Origin of the sequence: Niallia sp. FSL W8-0951, from assembly GCF_038006525.1 — a bacterium.
Classification (GTDB): domain Bacteria; phylum Bacillota; class Bacilli; order Bacillales; family Cytobacillaceae; genus Niallia; species Niallia circulans.
Window position 1 is genome coordinate 116,853 of sequence record NZ_JBBOVK010000002.1, and the last position, 17,320, is coordinate 134,172.

Sequence of the window (17,320 nt, forward strand, 5' to 3'; positions counted from 1 at the left end):
GTAACTCTTAATTTATCCATTCTATACTACAAACAGGTAGAAGTAATTACATAAAGGAGTTTTAAGCTATGCCACAACTTTCGAAAAAAACAATCGTAACAATACTATTAGGTCTAACTCTCATATTGTCTATTGGTTTGATCTATTATTCTCCTACCATTATTAAGATTATGTCGTCCATGAACAATTTTAGGGCGTTTATTCATTCAACAGGTAATTGGGGACCGGTCATGTTTATTTTATTTCAGATTCTTCAAATCGTGGTTGCGCCTATTCCAGGAGAAGTCGTACAGGTTGCAGGCGGTTATATTTACGGGGTTACATTAGGATCCTTATATACTACAATCGGCTTAATAATAGGCTCAGCGATTGCTTTTTATTTCACTCGGTTTATCGGGCGCGATTATATTTCAAAGCTACTACAAAAGAAAAAATATAAGTGGATGTCGTTAATACAGGATGAGAAAAAGTTTTCAATCTTTTTATTTATCTTTTTCGTGATTCCAGGTTTGCCGAAAGACCTGCTTGTATTTGTGGCCGCTCTTACATCCATGAGTTCATTAAGATTCTTCACCATACTTATAGTTGGTCGTCTGCCGTGGATTATTGCATCTGCCGCTTTGGGGTCCACCATTCATATGCAGCAATATAGCATAGCCATTATCATATCCGTTATCGCTGTTATTGGTTTTATTCTCGGATATATCTATAAAGATAAAATGATGGATCGATTCTCCAATGTGAAGAAAACAAAAGGGACAAGTCATTCCGCCAAATCCAAGGTAAACCTCAGCATTAACAAAAAGGAAAGTTTGTGTACAAAAAAGGGCGAATAAATCTAATACAAGAAACAATTATTCTGCAAAGAAAGAATACCTACCGATTTTTATTTTTGCCATTATTGGTGGAGCGTAAAATCGATGGAATCACAAACGCACGCAAGGGATAGCCCTAATCAATGTAGATACCTAATTATGCTTATTCAAGTGATTTCTAGGCCAACTTGTTTGGGCTTTATTGTACATTGATATAAAAAATAATATCCCAATAGTTGCAAGTACAGAAAACCCTTTAAATAGGGGAAAAATATAATGCAACAATTTTTAGTAAAATGACTGTACCCATTCATACTACTTTCAAAAGTTGAATTAGAGGAATTATAGCCATCACAATTAGTAGGGTCTATTGGTCCATGAAGGTACAGAAATGTATATTGCGCAATGATAAATATATAGATTTTATATTTAGCGTCAAGCAAAAAGCCTACAAAGCGCCAGATCACTCGATTTTGAATAACAGCTTGTGAAAAGATATCGTATCTTATCGTTTTCTATCGTATACTCTAAAAACAAAGAAAGCTCACAAATGTTGTTAAATCAACGTTTGTGAGCTTTCTTTAGCGATTAATCTAGACATAAATTAATCTAATGATACCCGGTGTCGGGATATTTTTTGATTTTTACTATCTATTTGGATAGTTAAACTAGTAAAAAATCTGTTTTCACTTCATTTAAAGTGAGCAAGATTTTTTAACTAAGTCACACTTTTTTATTTTATGGGACATAGTTGGGGCAAAGCTAAAAAAGAAAATAGCAGTTCCTTCTTTGCACTACTGAAAATAATTGTATACAAGGGCTACACTAATACCCAGTTTTAAAATTGATTATTCATATATAAATAGAGAAAAATGATATATGGTTAGAATAAAACAAATAAGAAAGGAATGCTGTCATTAAACAAAAAGATGAAGTTTATATTTTAGGGGATTTTGTAGTCCGTGGGACTGGAAAACAAGCAAACGAAATATTAGAGCCATTGAATGGGAAGAAATATTTAATTAAAGGCAATTATGAATACTATCTTGACGATCCAGAGTTTGAAAGCTCATATTTCGAATGGATAAAAGATTATTTTTCATTCAAGTACAACAACAAAACATTTGTATTGTTCCACTATTTTAGAGTGGGATTCGTTTTATAATAATTCTATACATCTCTACGGGCATGTACATCATAACAAGAAAGAATATTTTCGGAATATATTAGGTCCTAGTGTGATAAACGTTGGCGTCGATGTGAATAATTTTTCTCCAATCAGTTTAGAACAAGTATTAACCATGGTAAATTCAAGAGAAAAATAATATATGTTAAGAGATAAAATTATTTTGAATTAATGTGCATTGTTAGAAAATTGTTAGCAATTAAACAATTAAATAGCTTAGAACCCTTATAAAACAAGGATTCTAAGCTTATTTTTTCTTACTCCCACTCAATAGTGGCTGATGGCTTAAAAGTTACGTCGTAAACAATATCGTATATGTTGTCTACTTCGTTGCTACATCAATGTTTCTCACAAATGCCAAATATCGAATTTACTATTCCAATCATGTAAATCATCAGACCAATTGCACGGATGTTTTTGAAGGAAAGAGTAAAAAATCTGTATTCGTCAATTACAATTTATAGAATGTGTTTTCACAAACTTCTCAATATCAAAAAATAATTCGAAATTAGCTTTTATTTTTTCATCATCCCATGATATGGGAATCAAATCTATATCTGATTACTTTAGCTGGAACACCGCCAACAATTGCATATGGGGGAACATCTTTAGTGACAACCGCTCCTGCAGCTACTATTGCTCCATTATGAATAGTTACTCCTGGCAATACAACTGCATTTGTAGCAATCCATACATCATTTTCTATAACTATTGGCTTATTATATCTATCTAATAGTTCTTGATCATATTGATCTAACATTTTCCACATTGGATTCCACAGCATATTTGAGGTTGTAACAAGATCTATGGGATGATTACCTAAGGTTCCTATATTTGCATCTGCATTAATCGAACAAAAATTCCCCACGCTCTTTAAATAATGTTTACTTTCAACGGTTTTATCATTAATTCCATATGTAAACTTCCCTACAATATCTTTGAAATCTGCTTTTGGACGAAAAGGTAAATATATATGAAGTGACTCTAAGGAAGTATATTTTGATATTACTTGTAATATTTCTTCATACGATTCACTTGCAATAATTAACCTCTTCACTTTCGTAAAATCAACATTGACAAGGCTCACTACTTCTTTCCCCAGAATGCTCTCTCTTTCCATACGGTCAATAAAGTAAGGTACCTTTACAATAAAATAACCTATTCTTGCTACTAATTCGCTAGCAGCACTTCCAGTACCATAGATAAAAAAATCATCATTGATTCTCATCATATCTGATGTAAGACGCTTTATTTCTCGTTGATTCATTATTTCACCTCTTGCAATTATTCAAATAAGCATAGACTGCCTTTATAAAGTCTTTATTCAATCATAATAAATATACATATCTCGAACTTTTTTCTAAATATACCACATCTAATTATTTTGTGCTAATTCGCTTTTTATTCATGTCTAAAATCATTTACCAGCTCTCTTATAAAAATTTTACACGACTCCAGGGTTCAGCATTGAGCTTTTTCTTACAACAAAGAAATGGTTTTACACAGTAATTATGTCTGATCAAAAACGAGGTCTTAATATTCAAGGTTATATGAGATTAATAGCTATGTAAAAAGGGAGCGAAATTATGAATCTAGAGATAGAAACGAAAACAGACCTATTATTGAAGCGATAAAATATTATCTATCGCTTGATACTCTTCAAGAAGAGTATGCTCGAAAAGGAATAAGAAATGTTGTTAAACTATCAGCATTACTGAATTTTTCTTTGGAAGAAAAGATAGACCCTCCTTTTGTCTGTGAATATCATTATTTTCTTAATCATCCTAAACGATTAAATGTGGTTTCTACAGGTCGTGTAGAAGTAAACGAGAGCATAAATATTATTTACATCGCTGACCCAAAAACTCAGATTTGGGAAATTCATCTCATTACTTTAGTGATGAACGAGTGCCAACAACCCGAATAACATTGCTCGAGTCGTCCAGATTGGCGGTAACTGAAATGAAGGAATATTATGATTACATGAATGAGAATTTCAAGTACGGTAGTAAATTCTTAGACCATGGCTATAAACCCGTTTGGGTCGTATTTGACGAAATGGAGCTTTCCAAGCTAGTAGAACAGACAAGCAGTCTAAAAGGGTTGTTAGTGAGGTTATGGACGGAATAAAGCAAATAATTTTATTGGGTCGTCAATCAGGAGTTTTTATTTTAATTGCTGCTCAACAAATGAGGTCTGAAACTCTTTCTACGGATCTACCGCGGTAATCTCGCTCTTAGAATTATCCTCGGCTCAAATAGTAGTGAGGCTTATCGTATGGTCTTGGGTTTCTGCAACCCTAGAGAAAATTCCCCCAATTGAGGTGAAAGGTTCAGTATTGTTATATATGCAAGGCAGTGGAAAAAAAGCAGCTGAATACTGGGAATCTCCGTTTATTGACATGAAAAATTTTGATTTTATCGAGGAACTGAAAAAATATGCAAACATTACGAATTACTAAATAAGAGGACGAATTTATTATCGAGCATGTAAATCCTATGGTCATGGCACAAAACGCTTCTTTATCACGGAGAATGGCTTAAAAGAGGAGTTAGAAGCTTATGCTCCTGTCATTGATAAAATAGAAGCACAAGAACTATAGATAAGTACAGAAAAGTTGGCAAGCAAGTAGAAAAATGGTTTGGTAATAAAGTCGCTTCTACAATGAAGTACAGTGAGTATCAAGAAATTCTAAATGATTATAGAAAACAAGTTGGTGCGGATTCTCTCAGTCCGCTTTAACAGAGCTATACGGAATTCTTTTAGCTAGAAAAGATTCCATTTTAATAAAGGATTTTACACTAAGTGTTAAATAAATTCACAGAAACAAGTGAAACAGAAAATGAGAAGTTTATTGAATCTCTATCAGACTATCAATCATTACTCTCTTTTTTAAAGAAAAAAATGAATTACCCTACAGCATAATTCCTTACTTCCTGTATGTACAATTAAAAACTGGTTTTAGAGTGGGAGAAGTGATGGCATCAACATGGGAAGAGATAGGTTTCAAAAATGGCATGATTAAGACATATCGAAGAATAGACTCTGCTCGTCATGTATTTGCTCCACCAAAAAACTCTACTTCAGTTAGAGAAGTTCCAGTAAGTTCTGATGTATTGGAAGTGCTCGACTCTTTAAAAGCAAAACAAAAAAGCTTGAAAATTCATGATATATCTGACGGATTCATATTTTTTGATGAAAGAAATGGTTTGCCAACCAATAATGGAATAAATAAGGCACTAAAAGGCTATCTCAATGAATTAAAGATAAAACCAATTATTACAGCAACAGGCTGTAGGCATACCTATTGTATTGTCATGCTCGCAAAAGGAATTGATATTTCTGTAGTCGCTAAATACATGGGGCATAAAGACACAAAAAGAGTAATTAATACGTATCGTCATGTTTTAAAGGAATTAGAGGAGAAAGAAAAAGAAAAAATCTGAAGTGTTCTAGATGAATCTAATTAAAATGGGACAAATTGGGGACAATCAAAAGCAAAACAGCTTAACCACAAGGGTCAAGCTGTTTAAAAAGATACCGGTGGTCGGGGTCGAACCGACACTCCAGAAGGAACACGATTTTGAGTCGTGCGCGTCTGCCAATTCCGCCACACCGGCGCGTTTATAATTTGTTTGGTAATGCCGAGGACCGGAATCGAACCGGTACGGTAGTCACCTACCGCAGGATTTTAAGTCCTGTGCGTCTGCCAGTTCCGCCACCCCGGCATGATATGTAACAAATTTAAATTATAAACGATTATGGAGGCGGCAACCGGATTCGAACCGGTGGTAAAGGTTTTGCAGACCTCTGCCTTACCACTTGGCTATGCCGCCATAAATATATTGGAGCGGAAGACGGGATTCGAACCCGCGACCCCCACCTTGGCAAGGTGGTGTTCTACCACTGAACTACTTCCGCGAATGGCTGGGCTAGCTGGATTCGAACCAACGAGTGACGGAGTCAAAGTCCGTTGCCTTACCGCTTGGCTATAGCCCAATACTATATATATGCAATAAAATAAAAAAAGTGTCAAAAATAAATGGGGCGAATAATGGGAATCGAACCCACGAGTGTCGGAGCCACAATCCGATGCGTTAACCACTTCGCCATATCCGCCATAATATTTATTTGAAATTGGCAGGGGTAGTAGGAATCGAACCCACACCAAAGGTTTTGGAGACCTTCGTTCTACCTTTAAACTATACCCCTAGATGAATGGTGGAGGGGGACGGATTCGAACCGCCGAACCCGAAGGAGCGGATTTACAGTCCGCCGCGTTTAGCCACTTCGCTACCCCTCCGACATAAAAGGTGGCTCAGGACGGAATCGAACCGCCGACACAAGGATTTTCAGTCCTTTGCTCTACCGACTGAGCTACTGAGCCATTACTTAATGCTATTTATTTTTTGAAAAAATGGCGGTCCGGACGGGACTCGAACCCGCGACCTCCTGCGTGACAGGCAGGCATTCTAACCAACTGAACTACCGGACCAGATTGCGGGGACAGGATTTGAACCTGCGACCTTCGGGTTATGAGCCCGACGAGCTACCAGACTGCTCCACCCCGCGATAATATTAATGGTGGAGGATGACGGGATCGAACCGCCGACCCTCTGCTTGTAAGGCAGATGCTCTCCCAGCTGAGCTAATCCTCCATAAAGTATAATGGTATGTATTGGTGACCCATACGGGATTCGAACCCGTGTTACCGCCGTGAAAGGGCGGTGTCTTAACCGCTTGACCAATGGGCCATATTTGAAAAGTTATAATGGCGGAGAGCAAGGGATTTGAACCCTTGAGACAGGGTTACCCGCCTACACGATTTCCAATCGTGCTCCTTCGGCCACTCGGACAGCTCTCCAATATGGCTCCGCAGGTAGGACTCGAACCTACGACCGTTCGGTTAACAGCCGAATGCTCTACCACTGAGCTACTGCGGAATAATGGTATGCCTGGCGACGTCCTACTCTCACAGGGGGAGAACCCCCAACTACCATCGGCGCTGAGAAGCTTAACTTCCGTGTTCGGTATGGGAACGGGTGTGACCTTCTCGCTATCGCCACCAGACTTTTCTCAAGACATATTTTATTATACATGTTTTTGAGATTTTTTCAAGTATAATTTTAGAAAATTATTCCCTGAAAACTAGATTATGGTAAGAAGAAAGAAACAAGTAATCATTATGTCCAGCTTATCGCCGATTAACAGGCGTTTCCGCTTTTCATTTTAGTTAAGTCCTCGATCTATTAGTATCAGTCAGCTCCACATGTCGCCACGCTTCCACCTCTGACCTATCAACCTGATCATCTTTCAGGGATCTTACTAGCTTGCGCTATGGGAAATCTCATCTTGAGGGGGGCTTCATGCTTAGATGCTTTCAGCACTTATCCCTTCCGCACATAGCTACCCAGCGATGCCTTTGGCAAGACAACTGGTACACCAGCGGTGCGTCCATCCCGGTCCTCTCGTACTAAGGACAGCTCCTCTCAAATTTCCTACGCCCACGACGGATAGGGACCGAACTGTCTCACGACGTTCTGAACCCAGCTCGCGTACCGCTTTAATGGGCGAACAGCCCAACCCTTGGGACCGACTACAGCCCCAGGATGCGATGAGCCGACATCGAGGTGCCAAACCTCCCCGTCGATGTGGACTCTTGGGGGAGATAAGCCTGTTATCCCCGGGGTAGCTTTTATCCGTTGAGCGATGGCCCTTCCATGCGGAACCACCGGATCACTAAGCCCGACTTTCGTCCCTGCTCGACTTGTAGGTCTCGCAGTCAAGCTCCCTTGTGCCTTTACACTCTACGAATGATTTCCAACCATTCTGAGGGAACCTTTGGGCGCCTCCGTTACTTTTTAGGAGGCGACCGCCCCAGTCAAACTGCCCACCTGACACTGTCTCCCACCCCGATCAGGGGTGCGGGTTAGAATGTCAATACAGCCAGGGTAGTATCCCACCAATGCCTCCACCGAAGCTGGCGCTCCGGCTTCCAAGGCTCCTACCTATCCTGTACAAGCTGTACCAAAATTCAATATCAGGCTGCAGTAAAGCTCCACGGGGTCTTTCCGTCCTGTCGCGGGTAACCTGCATCTTCACAGGTACTATAATTTCACCGAGTCTCTCGTTGAGACAGTGCCCAGATCGTTACACCTTTCGTGCGGGTCGGAACTTACCCGACAAGGAATTTCGCTACCTTAGGACCGTTATAGTTACGGCCGCCGTTTACTGGGGCTTCAATTCAGAGCTTCGCACTAACGTGCTAACCCCTCCTCTTAACCTTCCAGCACCGGGCAGGTGTCAGCCCCTATACTTCGCCTTGCGGCTTCGCAGAGACCTGTGTTTTTGCTAAACAGTCGCCTGGGCCTATTCACTGCGGCTCTCGCAGGCTTGCACCCGCAAGAGCACCCCTTCTCCCGAAGTTACGGGGTCATTTTGCCGAGTTCCTTAACGAGAGTTCTCTCGCTCACCTTAGGATTCTCTCCTCGCCTACCTGTGTCGGTTTGCGGTACGGGCACCCTAAATCTCGCTAGAGGCTTTTCTTGGCAGTGTGGAATCAGGAACTTCGGTACTATATTTCCCTCGCCGTCACAGCTCCGCTTATGTGGTAATGGGATTTGCCTCATTACCAGCCTAACTGCTTGGACGTGCTAATCCAACAGCACGCTTACCCTATCCTCCTGCGTCCCCCCATTGCTCAAACGATTTAAAGGTGGTACAGGAATATCAACCTGTTGTCCATCGCCTACGCTTTTCAGCCTCGGCTTAGGTCCCGACTAACCCTGAGCGGACGAGCCTTCCTCAGGAAACCTTAGGCATTCGGTGGATGAGATTCTCACTCATCTTTCGCTACTCATACCGGCATTCTCACTTCTAAGCGCTCCACCAGTCCTTACGGTCTAGCTTCAACGCCCTTAGAACGCTCTCCTACCACTGACATCATAGATGTCAATCCACAGCTTCGGTGATACGTTTAGCCCCGGTACATTTTCGGCGCAGAGTCACTCGACCAGTGAGCTATTACGCACTCTTTAAATGGTGGCTGCTTCTAAGCCAACATCCTGGTTGTCTAAGCAACTCCACATCCTTTTCCACTTAACGTATACTTTGGGACCTTAGCTGGTGGTCTGGGCTGTTTCCCTCTTGACCACGGATCTTATCACTCGTAGTCTGACTCCCAAGAATAAGTATTTGGCATTCGGAGTTTGTCTGAATTCGGTAACCCGATGGGGGCCCCTAGTCCAAACAGTGCTCTACCTCCAATACTCTAAATCTTGAGGCTAGCCCTAAAGCTATTTCGGAGAGAACCAGCTATCTCCAAGTTCGATTGGAATTTCTCCGCTACCCACACCTCATCCCCGCACTTTTCAACGTGCGTGGGTTCGGGCCTCCATCCAGTGTTACCTGGACTTCACCCTGGACATGGGTAGATCACCTGGTTTCGGGTCTACAACCACATACTATTTCGCCCTATTCAGACTCGCTTTCGCTGCGGCTCCGTCTCTTCAACTTAACCTCGCATGTAATCGTAACTCGCCGGTTCATTCTACAAAAGGCACGCTATCACCCATAAATGGGCTCTAACTACTTGTAGGCACACGGTTTCAGGATCTATTTCACTCCCCTTCCGGGGTGCTTTTCACCTTTCCCTCACGGTACTGGTTCACTATCGGTCACTAGGGAGTATTTAGCCTTGGGAGATGGTCCTCCCTGCTTCCGACGGGATTTCTCGTGTCCCGCCGTACTCAGGATACACTCAAGAGGGAACGAAGTTTCGACTACAGGGTTTTTACCTTCTACGACTGACCTTTCCAGATCGATTCGTCTACCCCGTTCCTTTGTAACTCCATATAGAGTGTCCTACAACCCCAAGAGGCAAGCCTCTTGGTTTGGGCTAATCCCGTTTCGCTCGCCGCTACTCAGGGAATCGCGTTTGCTTTCTCTTCCTCCGGGTACTTAGATGTTTCAGTTCCCCGGGTCTGCCTTCAGTACCCTATGTATTCAGGTAAAGATTCTATCCCATTACGGATAGAGGGTTTCCCCATTCGGAAATCTCTGGATCAAAGCTTACTTACAGCTCCCCAAAGCATATCGGTGTTAATCCCGTCCTTCATCGGCTCCTAGTGCCAAGGCATCCACCGTGCGCCCTTTCTAACTTAACTTAGTTTCGACCAAAGATAAGCGGCGTATCTCTTCGTCAGCTTCTTCACTCTGCTCCTCACGTACTGTCGTACGCTCCGGTGCTCGTTCGGTCGCTTCCTTGACCTACTTGCTTCTCTTTGCTCTCCAATCTTTGAAGGAGTATTCGTTTAATACGATTACTTTCCAAAGAAGTAATTCTCTAAAATAGAGAATCTAAGATGGCGATTACTCGGTTTCTTTCTTGGTTCTTACTTTTCATAATCTAGTTTTCAAGGAACAATTTCGGCTAAAGATAAACTTCGCATCTCTTCGTCAGCTTCTTCGCTCTGCTCCTCACGTACTGTTGTACGCTCCGGTGCTCGCGCATTCGCTTCCTTGATCTACTCGTTTCTCTTTACCCTCAAACTTATTACTGTTTTTGAGGAATTGCTCCCTCAAAACTGAACAATCAAATCGTCAACAATCTTTGATGGAATGTAAATTCCATTTTCCTTAGAAAGGAGGTGATCCAGCCGCACCTTCCGATACGGCTACCTTGTTACGACTTCACCCCAATCATCTATCCCACCTTAGGCGGCTGGCTCCAAAAGGTTACCCCACCGACTTCGGGTGTTACAAACTCTCGTGGTGTGACGGGCGGTGTGTACAAGGCCCGGGAACGTATTCACCGCGGCATGCTGATCCGCGATTACTAGCGATTCCAGCTTCATGTAGGCGAGTTGCAGCCTACAATCCGAACTGAGAATGGTTTTATGGGATTTGCTCGACCTCGCGGTTTTGCTGCCCTTTGTACCATCCATTGTAGCACGTGTGTAGCCCAGGTCATAAGGGGCATGATGATTTGACGTCATCCCCACCTTCCTCCGGTTTGTCACCGGCAGTCACCTTAGAGTGCCCAACTGAATGCTGGCAACTAAGATCAAGGGTTGCGCTCGTTGCGGGACTTAACCCAACATCTCACGACACGAGCTGACGACAACCATGCACCACCTGTCACTCTGTCCCCCGAAGGGGAACGTCCTATCTCTAGGAGTGTCAGAGGATGTCAAGACCTGGTAAGGTTCTTCGCGTTGCTTCGAATTAAACCACATGCTCCACCGCTTGTGCGGGCCCCCGTCAATTCCTTTGAGTTTCAGCCTTGCGGCCGTACTCCCCAGGCGGAGTGCTTAATGCGTTTGCTGCAGCACTAAAGGGCGGAAACCCTCTAACACTTAGCACTCATCGTTTACGGCGTGGACTACCAGGGTATCTAATCCTGTTTGCTCCCCACGCTTTCGCGCCTCAGCGTCAGTTACAGACCAAAGAGTCGCCTTCGCCACTGGTGTTCCTCCACATCTCTACGCATTTCACCGCTACACGTGGAATTCCACTCTTCTCTTCTGCACTCAAGTCCCCCAGTTTCCAATGACCCTCCACGGTTGAGCCGTGGGCTTTCACATCAGACTTAAAGGACCGCCTGCGCGCGCTTTACGCCCAATAATTCCGGACAACGCTTGCCACCTACGTATTACCGCGGCTGCTGGCACGTAGTTAGCCGTGGCTTTCTGGTTAGGTACCGTCAAGGTACAAGCAGTTACTCTTGTACTTGTTCTTCCCTAACAACAGAGTTTTACGATCCGAAAACCTTCATCACTCACGCGGCGTTGCTCCGTCAGACTTTCGTCCATTGCGGAAGATTCCCTACTGCTGCCTCCCGTAGGAGTCTGGGCCGTGTCTCAGTCCCAGTGTGGCCGATCACCCTCTCAGGTCGGCTACGCATCGTCGCCTTGGTGAGCCGTTACCTCACCAACTAGCTAATGCGCCGCGGGCCCATCTGTAAGTGACAGCGTAAACCGTCTTTCAGCTTTTCCTCATGAGAGGAAAAGGATTATCCGGTATTAGCTCCGGTTTCCCGAAGTTATCCCAGTCTTACAGGCAGGTTGCCCACGTGTTACTCACCCGTCCGCCGCTAACTTTAAAAGCAAGCTTTTAAAGTCCGCTCGACTTGCATGTATTAGGCACGCCGCCAGCGTTCGTCCTGAGCCAGGATCAAACTCTCCAATAAAGAGTTGATTAGCTCATTGCTAAACTCTAGCTTTTTATTACTTTTTTGTTTTACAACATTCGTTATAAAACGATTATTGTTGACGTTTGTTTGTTCAGTTTTCAAAGAGCAATTTAGTTAGTCACTTAGGAAGCGACTTTCCTAATATAACATCTATCAACCTTTATTGTCAATAGTGTTTTTTAGAAATTCTATTCCGTCGTTTACTTCAACAGTTCGTGTTGTTTCAGCGACGGATATTAATATAACATTATTCTACGATAATGGTCAACACTTTTTCTAAAACTTTTTTATTTTTTTTCTAAAACACGATAGCATCGATGATAAACACCTGGGCTTTTCGTAGAAATGTTGACTACTTCTATTAAATGCTTATCGATTAAGTATTCGATCAACATTCCTAAATCAACTGCGTAGATAAGCAGTTCTTCTTTTTCTAACAGTTCGTTAAATGTCCAAGCGTCTTTTTCTTTTAATATATCGAGTATATAGCTTGTGCTTGTTCTCATTCTTGAATGAATTAAAAATTCACTTGCTAAGAATAATAGCTCGAGTCTCTTTTCAATGGGTTCATCACTATTTACTAATTCTACATATAGTTTATAGATTTCTGGCTCCATTTGTTTTACTTGGCTCCATACGGTTACTTCTGGGTGGAATCCATTTTCGATCACAGCTAATCGAGCTAAATGATGTAAGGAATGAACAATATCATTATAGGCGTCCAGATAATGTTTATTTTCAAAGAACGCTTTCCCATCCATATATCGTTTAATAAGCTTGGCGAATTCTAGCGCCATTTTTTGTTTTCTTTCGTTAACGGGAAATTCTTTCAACTCATTTTTGAGTTGATAAATAAATTCATTGCGATCAAAAACAACTCTCCCATTATATATCCATTCAAAAATTCTTTTGTTATTCCCTAATAAAATCCAGCTTCTTAATTGTTTTTCTGTAACAATATGTAGAGCCGCTTTCTTATCTGCATATGTATAGTGCTTGATAAAAACAGGCTGTTCTGCTTCTTTCACAATAATTAGCATGACTGTATCAAAAGTATCTGTCACAGTCATTTCATTTTGTTTCTTATCAATGATTAATACGCCCAATGTATTTGTCTGGCTAGCTCTTTCTTGATATATAGGACGAAGAATATCTTCCATCGTTATTCCTCCATCTCCATGAATAAATTTTATTCGTTTCGTATTATTTCGACATTTTCTCTTAAAATCCTGCCCTATTTCCAAGGCATACATGAAATCTTACTATAACTTGTTTAAAAATAGAATTACTTTTTGCTATCATTTCTGCCATATAATATTTCAGTCTCGTTTCAACGATTAAACAGAAAAAAGAGGATATCTTTTTAAGATTTCCCCTCGCTACGTTTATACGAAAGTAACTCTTAAAAAGACAGCCTCTTCTATTCTCTACATTAGTGCGCTTCTTTTTGAGCACAATCAGGACAAGTACCGTAAATTTCCAGACGGTGGTGGCTGATTTTGAATCCTGAAACATGGCTGGCAAATTGCTCTACCTCATCAAGTCCTGGATAATGGAAATCAACTATTTTGCCACACTCTTTACAGATAATATGATAATGGTGAGAAGTTATAAAATCAAACCGGCTGGAGGAATCTCCGTATGTCAGTTCCTTTACTAAATTCACTTCACGAAAAACTCTTAAATTATTATAAACAGTGGCTACACTCATATTTGGAAATTTGCCTTCAAGTGCTTTATAAATTTCATCGGCAGTCGGATGTGACATTGAGCTTATTAAATATTCAAGTATCGCATGACGCTGCGGGGTAATGCGCACTCCTGTTTCTTTCAGCTTATCAAGAGCTTCTTGCAACTCATTATGTTCCACGGACATGCACCCCATTTCTAAAAGATATTCTTATTTTATAATGTTTATAAATAGTGTACTAATAATAGGAGGGTTTTGTCAACACAGTTACTGTAAGAGCGCGGTTTTCTAGATGTATGAACAATCTGAATAAACAATAATGATTATTTAACAATAGATACTATTACATAATAGTCGATGCTAAGATGTTATTGATAATACACTTACATTATATGCATGAGACCTTACTTTTTTCACCAGAAGTTTTATCCATTTCCCCTTTTCTCCATAAAAAAAGACCAACGAACGCTTTCGTTGGCCACCGACATATATATGAGGAGGTATATGCTCACTATACAATATGCTCTTCGGCTTTTAATGAATGGACAAAAGTCCCTACCTTAAAAATTAGGCTTCGATTTTTTCTAAAGCTTGTTTGATTTCTTCTACATGACCAGCGACTTTTACTTTGCGCCATTCCTTCACAAGCTTCCCTTCTTTATCGATCAAGAAGGTTGATCTTTCAATTCCCATATACTCTTTTCCGAAATTCTTTTTTAATTTCCAGACATCAAAGCTTTCCGCTACTTCATGATTTTCATCCGATAATAATGGGAATGGCAGCTCGTGCTTTTCAATAAATTTCTGATGTCTTGCAATCGGATCAGGGCTGACTCCTAGTACTACTGCGTTGTAACCTTGGAAATCTTCATGATTATCGCGAAAATCACATGCTTCTGTTGTACATCCTGGTGTCATATCTTTCGGATAAAAATATAAGACAACATTCCTCCCTCGATAATCGGATAATTTTATTTTCTCTCCATCATTTGCTTCTAATTCAAAATCTGGCACTGCTTCTCCAATATGAACAGACATATTATCCCGCCTTTGCTTTTTTATTCAAGCCTACCTAAAATGCTTCCATGAATCAAGAAAAGCAGTTTGCTAGTTGTTCAGATCAAATACTGCTCGTGCTACAAAAGCAGCAGGAATCGTGTATCCGATCAATGCTTCAATAAGGACAACCATTCGTCCCATACCAATTGGCATTAAATCACCAAACCCTACGGAAAATAAGGTCACCCCGCTAAAATAAATACTCGTATGGAGTGTATGAAAGAAGTCATAGTTTAAAGAAGGCGCCTGTCCATCATTATAAACCGGGATGCCATTCATCTGGAATAATGTATAGATTAGACCAAAGCCAATCATAATGGTGATATAGACAAAAATTAAGTACATAAAATTCTCGAATGAGACCCATTTTTCTTTTCTGCGGTAAGGAACAAATAGTGTTTTTAAGCTCATTGCAATAAAAAATAGAATGAGTGCTAATAAGACATAAAACATTTCCTTACCTCCTTACTTCCTTGCAATAAATGTGATTCCTCTATCATTAATATCTATGCTTGTCTTGTTTATTTATTCGTTTATCCATTTCTCCTATTGAAAACGTAGGAAAGGTACTCTTAGGTTAAAAAGCTGTTTCCCTTTAACTTCTTTTAAAAAGTGCTAAAATGGGGGAAGGTATTTTTTATAGAATGATACGATTTATAGGAGGTTTATATGTTACATACAAATTCAGAACGATTGCATGAAGAAGCTTTAGAGATTATTGTCGGAGGTGTCAACAGTCCTTCGCGCTCTTATAAGGCGGTTGGCGGCGGGTCACCGATCGTAATGGAAAGAGGACAAGGTGCTTACTTCTTTGATGTAGACGGAAATCAATATATCGATTATTTAGCTGCATACGGTCCGATTGTTACAGGACATGCTCATCCACATATTACAAAGGCAGTAACACGCGCTGCAGAAACTGGCCTATTATTCGGAACGCCAACTCCGCATGAAGTGAAATTCGCGAAAATGCTGCAGGAAGCAATTCCTTCCATGGAAAAAATCCGTTTTATGAATTCTGGAACAGAAGCAGTAATGACTACCATTCGTGTTGCTCGCGCGTATACTGGCAGAAATAAAGTCATCAAATTCGCTGGATGCTACCATGGTCACTCTGATCCAATGCTTGTCGCAGCTGGTTCAGGTCCTTCTACGCTTGGCACACCAGATTCTGCCGGTGTTCCTGCAGTAATTGCTGCAGACGTTATCACGGTTCCTTTCAATGATTTAGATGCCTATAAAGATGCATTGGATAAATGGGGTGATCAAGTGGCCGCCGTTCTTGTCGAGCCAATCGTTGGGAACTTTGGAATTGTTGAACCAGTGGAAGGATTTTTACAGGGAATTAATGATTTAACACATGCAGCAGGCGCACTTGTTATTTATGATGAGGTAATTACTGCTTTCCGCTTTACTTACGGTGGAGCACAGGATTTATTAGGTGTTTACCCTGACCTGACCGCCTTAGGAAAAGTAATCGGCGGCGGTCTTCCAATCGGCGCTTATGGCGGAAGAAAAGAAATCATGGATCAAGTGGCACCAGTTGGACCAGCATACCAAGCAGGAACTCATGCTGGAAACCCAGCCTCCATCCAAGCTGGAATCGCTTGTCTAGAAGTATTAAAGCAAGAAGGCGTATACGATCATCTCGATAAATTAGGCGCATTATTAGAAAATGGCATTTTAGAAGCAGCTGCCAAATACAATGTTCCAATTACTATTAACCGCCTAAAAGGAGCACTTACTGTCTTCTTTACTACCGAGAAGGTCTACAACTACAAACAAGCAGAAAGCACTGACAGTGAAATGTTTGGCCGCTTCTTCAAGCTATTAGTAGAACAAGGAATCATGCTGGCACCATCCAAATACGAAGCATGGTTCATCACTATCGCGCATACAGAAGAAGATATCGAAGCAACCCTGCACGCGGTTGACCAAGCGTTCGCTGCATTAAAAGAAGAATATAAGTTTTAAGTTTAGAAAAAGGTTCAGAGGAATTCTGGACCTTTTTTATTTTCACAAAAGTGATCTACTATCTCTTCCTCTTTTAAATTAAATAGATATAAGCTCTCTCTAAAATTCCACCACAGATGATTGAAGCGGAATGAACGCCGAGAAGACTCCCCGCCTGCCCCGCGCCCTCAGCGGAAATCAGTCCCCCATTAGAACGTTTTACACCTTCTACTATTATGTAAAACCATTTCAATTTTAACAACAATATGTCCATTTTTTTAAAATCCTTCGAAAAAAGAAAAAATCAGTCATCAGTCTATTGAAGTTCACATCTAATCAATGTATAGTACATTATTGTGTTTACTTTTCGTGTTTTTCGCAAAAAGTAAGGGGTATAAGAAAATAGTTAGAAAGATTAAATGAAA

10 protein-coding genes, 15 tRNA genes, 3 rRNA genes and 1 pseudogene are annotated in these 17,320 nt (G+C 40.9%); 5 read left to right on the plus strand and 24 right to left on the minus strand.

Annotation, left to right across the window (positions count from 1 at the left end; all coding sequences use genetic code 11):
* The first annotated feature begins 68 nt into the window (after positions 1–68).
* Together NSS71_RS20545 and NSS71_RS25740 are read left to right on the plus strand one after the other, a co-directional pair.
* Positions 69–836, plus strand: coding sequence for a TVP38/TMEM64 family protein (locus tag NSS71_RS20545; RefSeq protein ID WP_061801218.1), 768 nt, complete (start codon positions 69–71; stop codon positions 834–836).
* Positions 837–1,755: 919 nt separating this feature from the next.
* Positions 1,756–1,980: a hypothetical protein gene (locus NSS71_RS25740; protein WP_369691039.1), complete on the plus strand. Its 225-nt coding sequence runs from the start codon at positions 1,756–1,758 to the stop codon at positions 1,978–1,980.
* Positions 1,981–2,258: 278 nt separating this feature from the next.
* On the opposite strand, the pseudogene NSS71_RS25745 reads toward NSS71_RS25740, so the two are convergent.
* Positions 2,259–2,327, minus strand: a pseudogene (locus NSS71_RS25745) (hypothetical protein); the annotation flags it as partial.
* 200 nt (positions 2,328–2,527) lie between these two features.
* Complete coding sequence (locus NSS71_RS20550) at positions 2,528–3,268, minus strand: CatB-related O-acetyltransferase (RefSeq protein WP_341151997.1); 741 nt, start codon at positions 3,266–3,268, stop codon at positions 2,528–2,530.
* Positions 3,269–3,963: 695 nt separating this feature from the next.
* On the opposite strand from NSS71_RS20550, the gene NSS71_RS20555 reads away from it, so the two are divergent.
* Both NSS71_RS20555 and NSS71_RS20560 read left to right on the plus strand, forming a co-directional pair.
* Complete coding sequence (locus NSS71_RS20555; protein WP_213087989.1) at positions 3,964–4,131, plus strand: hypothetical protein; 168 nt, start codon at positions 3,964–3,966, stop codon at positions 4,129–4,131.
* A gap of 806 nt (positions 4,132–4,937) precedes the next feature.
* The gene (locus NSS71_RS20560; RefSeq protein WP_341152054.1) at positions 4,938–5,447 is read left to right on the plus strand and encodes a site-specific integrase; all 510 of its coding nucleotides are present in this window, start codon (positions 4,938–4,940) and stop codon (positions 5,445–5,447) included.
* Positions 5,448–5,539: 92 nt separating this feature from the next.
* Here NSS71_RS20560 and NSS71_RS20565 read toward each other — a convergent pair.
* The 22 genes from NSS71_RS20565 to NSS71_RS20670 all read right to left on the minus strand — a co-directional run bounded on the left by NSS71_RS20565 (position 5,540) and on the right by NSS71_RS20670 (position 15,395).
* A tRNA-Leu gene (locus NSS71_RS20565) sits at positions 5,540–5,621 on the minus strand.
* A 22-nt stretch (positions 5,622–5,643) separates the two neighbouring features.
* Positions 5,644–5,729: transfer RNA gene (locus NSS71_RS20570), tRNA-Leu, on the minus strand.
* 34 nt (positions 5,730–5,763) lie between these two features.
* Positions 5,764–5,837, minus strand: a tRNA-Cys gene (locus NSS71_RS20575).
* A gap of 10 nt (positions 5,838–5,847) precedes the next feature.
* Positions 5,848–5,922: transfer RNA gene (locus tag NSS71_RS20580), tRNA-Gly, on the minus strand.
* 3 nt (positions 5,923–5,925) lie between these two features.
* Positions 5,926–6,000: transfer RNA gene (locus tag NSS71_RS20585), tRNA-Gln, on the minus strand.
* 44 nt (positions 6,001–6,044) lie between these two features.
* Positions 6,045–6,120: transfer RNA gene (locus NSS71_RS20590), tRNA-His, on the minus strand.
* A 19-nt stretch (positions 6,121–6,139) separates the two neighbouring features.
* Positions 6,140–6,213, minus strand: a tRNA-Trp gene (locus tag NSS71_RS20595).
* A gap of 7 nt (positions 6,214–6,220) precedes the next feature.
* Positions 6,221–6,304, minus strand: a tRNA-Tyr gene (locus NSS71_RS20600).
* Between the two features lie 11 nt (positions 6,305–6,315).
* Positions 6,316–6,388 (minus strand) — tRNA-Phe (locus tag NSS71_RS20605).
* Between the two features lie 31 nt (positions 6,389–6,419).
* Positions 6,420–6,496: transfer RNA gene (locus NSS71_RS20610), tRNA-Asp, on the minus strand.
* A gap of 3 nt (positions 6,497–6,499) precedes the next feature.
* Positions 6,500–6,573, minus strand: a tRNA-Met gene (locus NSS71_RS20615).
* A 10-nt stretch (positions 6,574–6,583) separates the two neighbouring features.
* Positions 6,584–6,659: transfer RNA gene (locus tag NSS71_RS20620), tRNA-Val, on the minus strand.
* Positions 6,660–6,680: 21 nt separating this feature from the next.
* Positions 6,681–6,755: transfer RNA gene (locus NSS71_RS20625), tRNA-Glu, on the minus strand.
* 18 nt (positions 6,756–6,773) lie between these two features.
* Positions 6,774–6,865, minus strand: a tRNA-Ser gene (locus tag NSS71_RS20630).
* 4 nt (positions 6,866–6,869) lie between these two features.
* Positions 6,870–6,944: transfer RNA gene (locus NSS71_RS20635), tRNA-Asn, on the minus strand.
* Between the two features lie 10 nt (positions 6,945–6,954).
* A 5S ribosomal RNA gene (gene rrf / locus NSS71_RS20640) occupies positions 6,955–7,071 on the minus strand.
* 159 nt (positions 7,072–7,230) lie between these two features.
* A 23S ribosomal RNA gene (locus NSS71_RS20645) occupies positions 7,231–10,166 on the minus strand.
* A 476-nt stretch (positions 10,167–10,642) separates the two neighbouring features.
* Positions 10,643–12,190: ribosomal RNA gene (locus NSS71_RS20650) — 16S ribosomal RNA — on the minus strand.
* Together the 16S, 23S and 5S rRNA genes with 15 tRNA genes alongside form the textbook arrangement of a ribosomal RNA operon.
* Positions 12,191–12,480: 290 nt before the next feature.
* Positions 12,481–13,353, minus strand: coding sequence for a nucleotidyltransferase-like protein (locus NSS71_RS20655; RefSeq protein WP_061800643.1), 873 nt, complete (start codon positions 13,351–13,353; stop codon positions 12,481–12,483).
* 272 nt (positions 13,354–13,625) lie between these two features.
* Positions 13,626–14,069, minus strand: coding sequence for a peroxide-responsive transcriptional repressor PerR (gene perR / locus NSS71_RS20660; protein WP_016202777.1), 444 nt, complete (start codon positions 14,067–14,069; stop codon positions 13,626–13,628).
* A 381-nt stretch (positions 14,070–14,450) separates the two neighbouring features.
* Positions 14,451–14,921, minus strand: coding sequence for a thioredoxin-dependent thiol peroxidase (gene bcp / locus NSS71_RS20665; RefSeq protein WP_061800641.1), 471 nt, complete (start codon positions 14,919–14,921; stop codon positions 14,451–14,453).
* 69 nt (positions 14,922–14,990) lie between these two features.
* The gene (locus NSS71_RS20670; protein WP_047944907.1) at positions 14,991–15,395 is read right to left on the minus strand and encodes an ion channel; all 405 of its coding nucleotides are present in this window, start codon (positions 15,393–15,395) and stop codon (positions 14,991–14,993) included.
* A gap of 216 nt (positions 15,396–15,611) precedes the next feature.
* Between NSS71_RS20670 and NSS71_RS20675 the strand changes: the two genes are divergently transcribed.
* Positions 15,612–16,916: a glutamate-1-semialdehyde 2,1-aminomutase gene (locus NSS71_RS20675; protein ID WP_061800640.1), complete on the plus strand. Its 1,305-nt coding sequence runs from the start codon at positions 15,612–15,614 to the stop codon at positions 16,914–16,916.
* Positions 16,917–17,320: the final 404 nt, after the last annotated feature.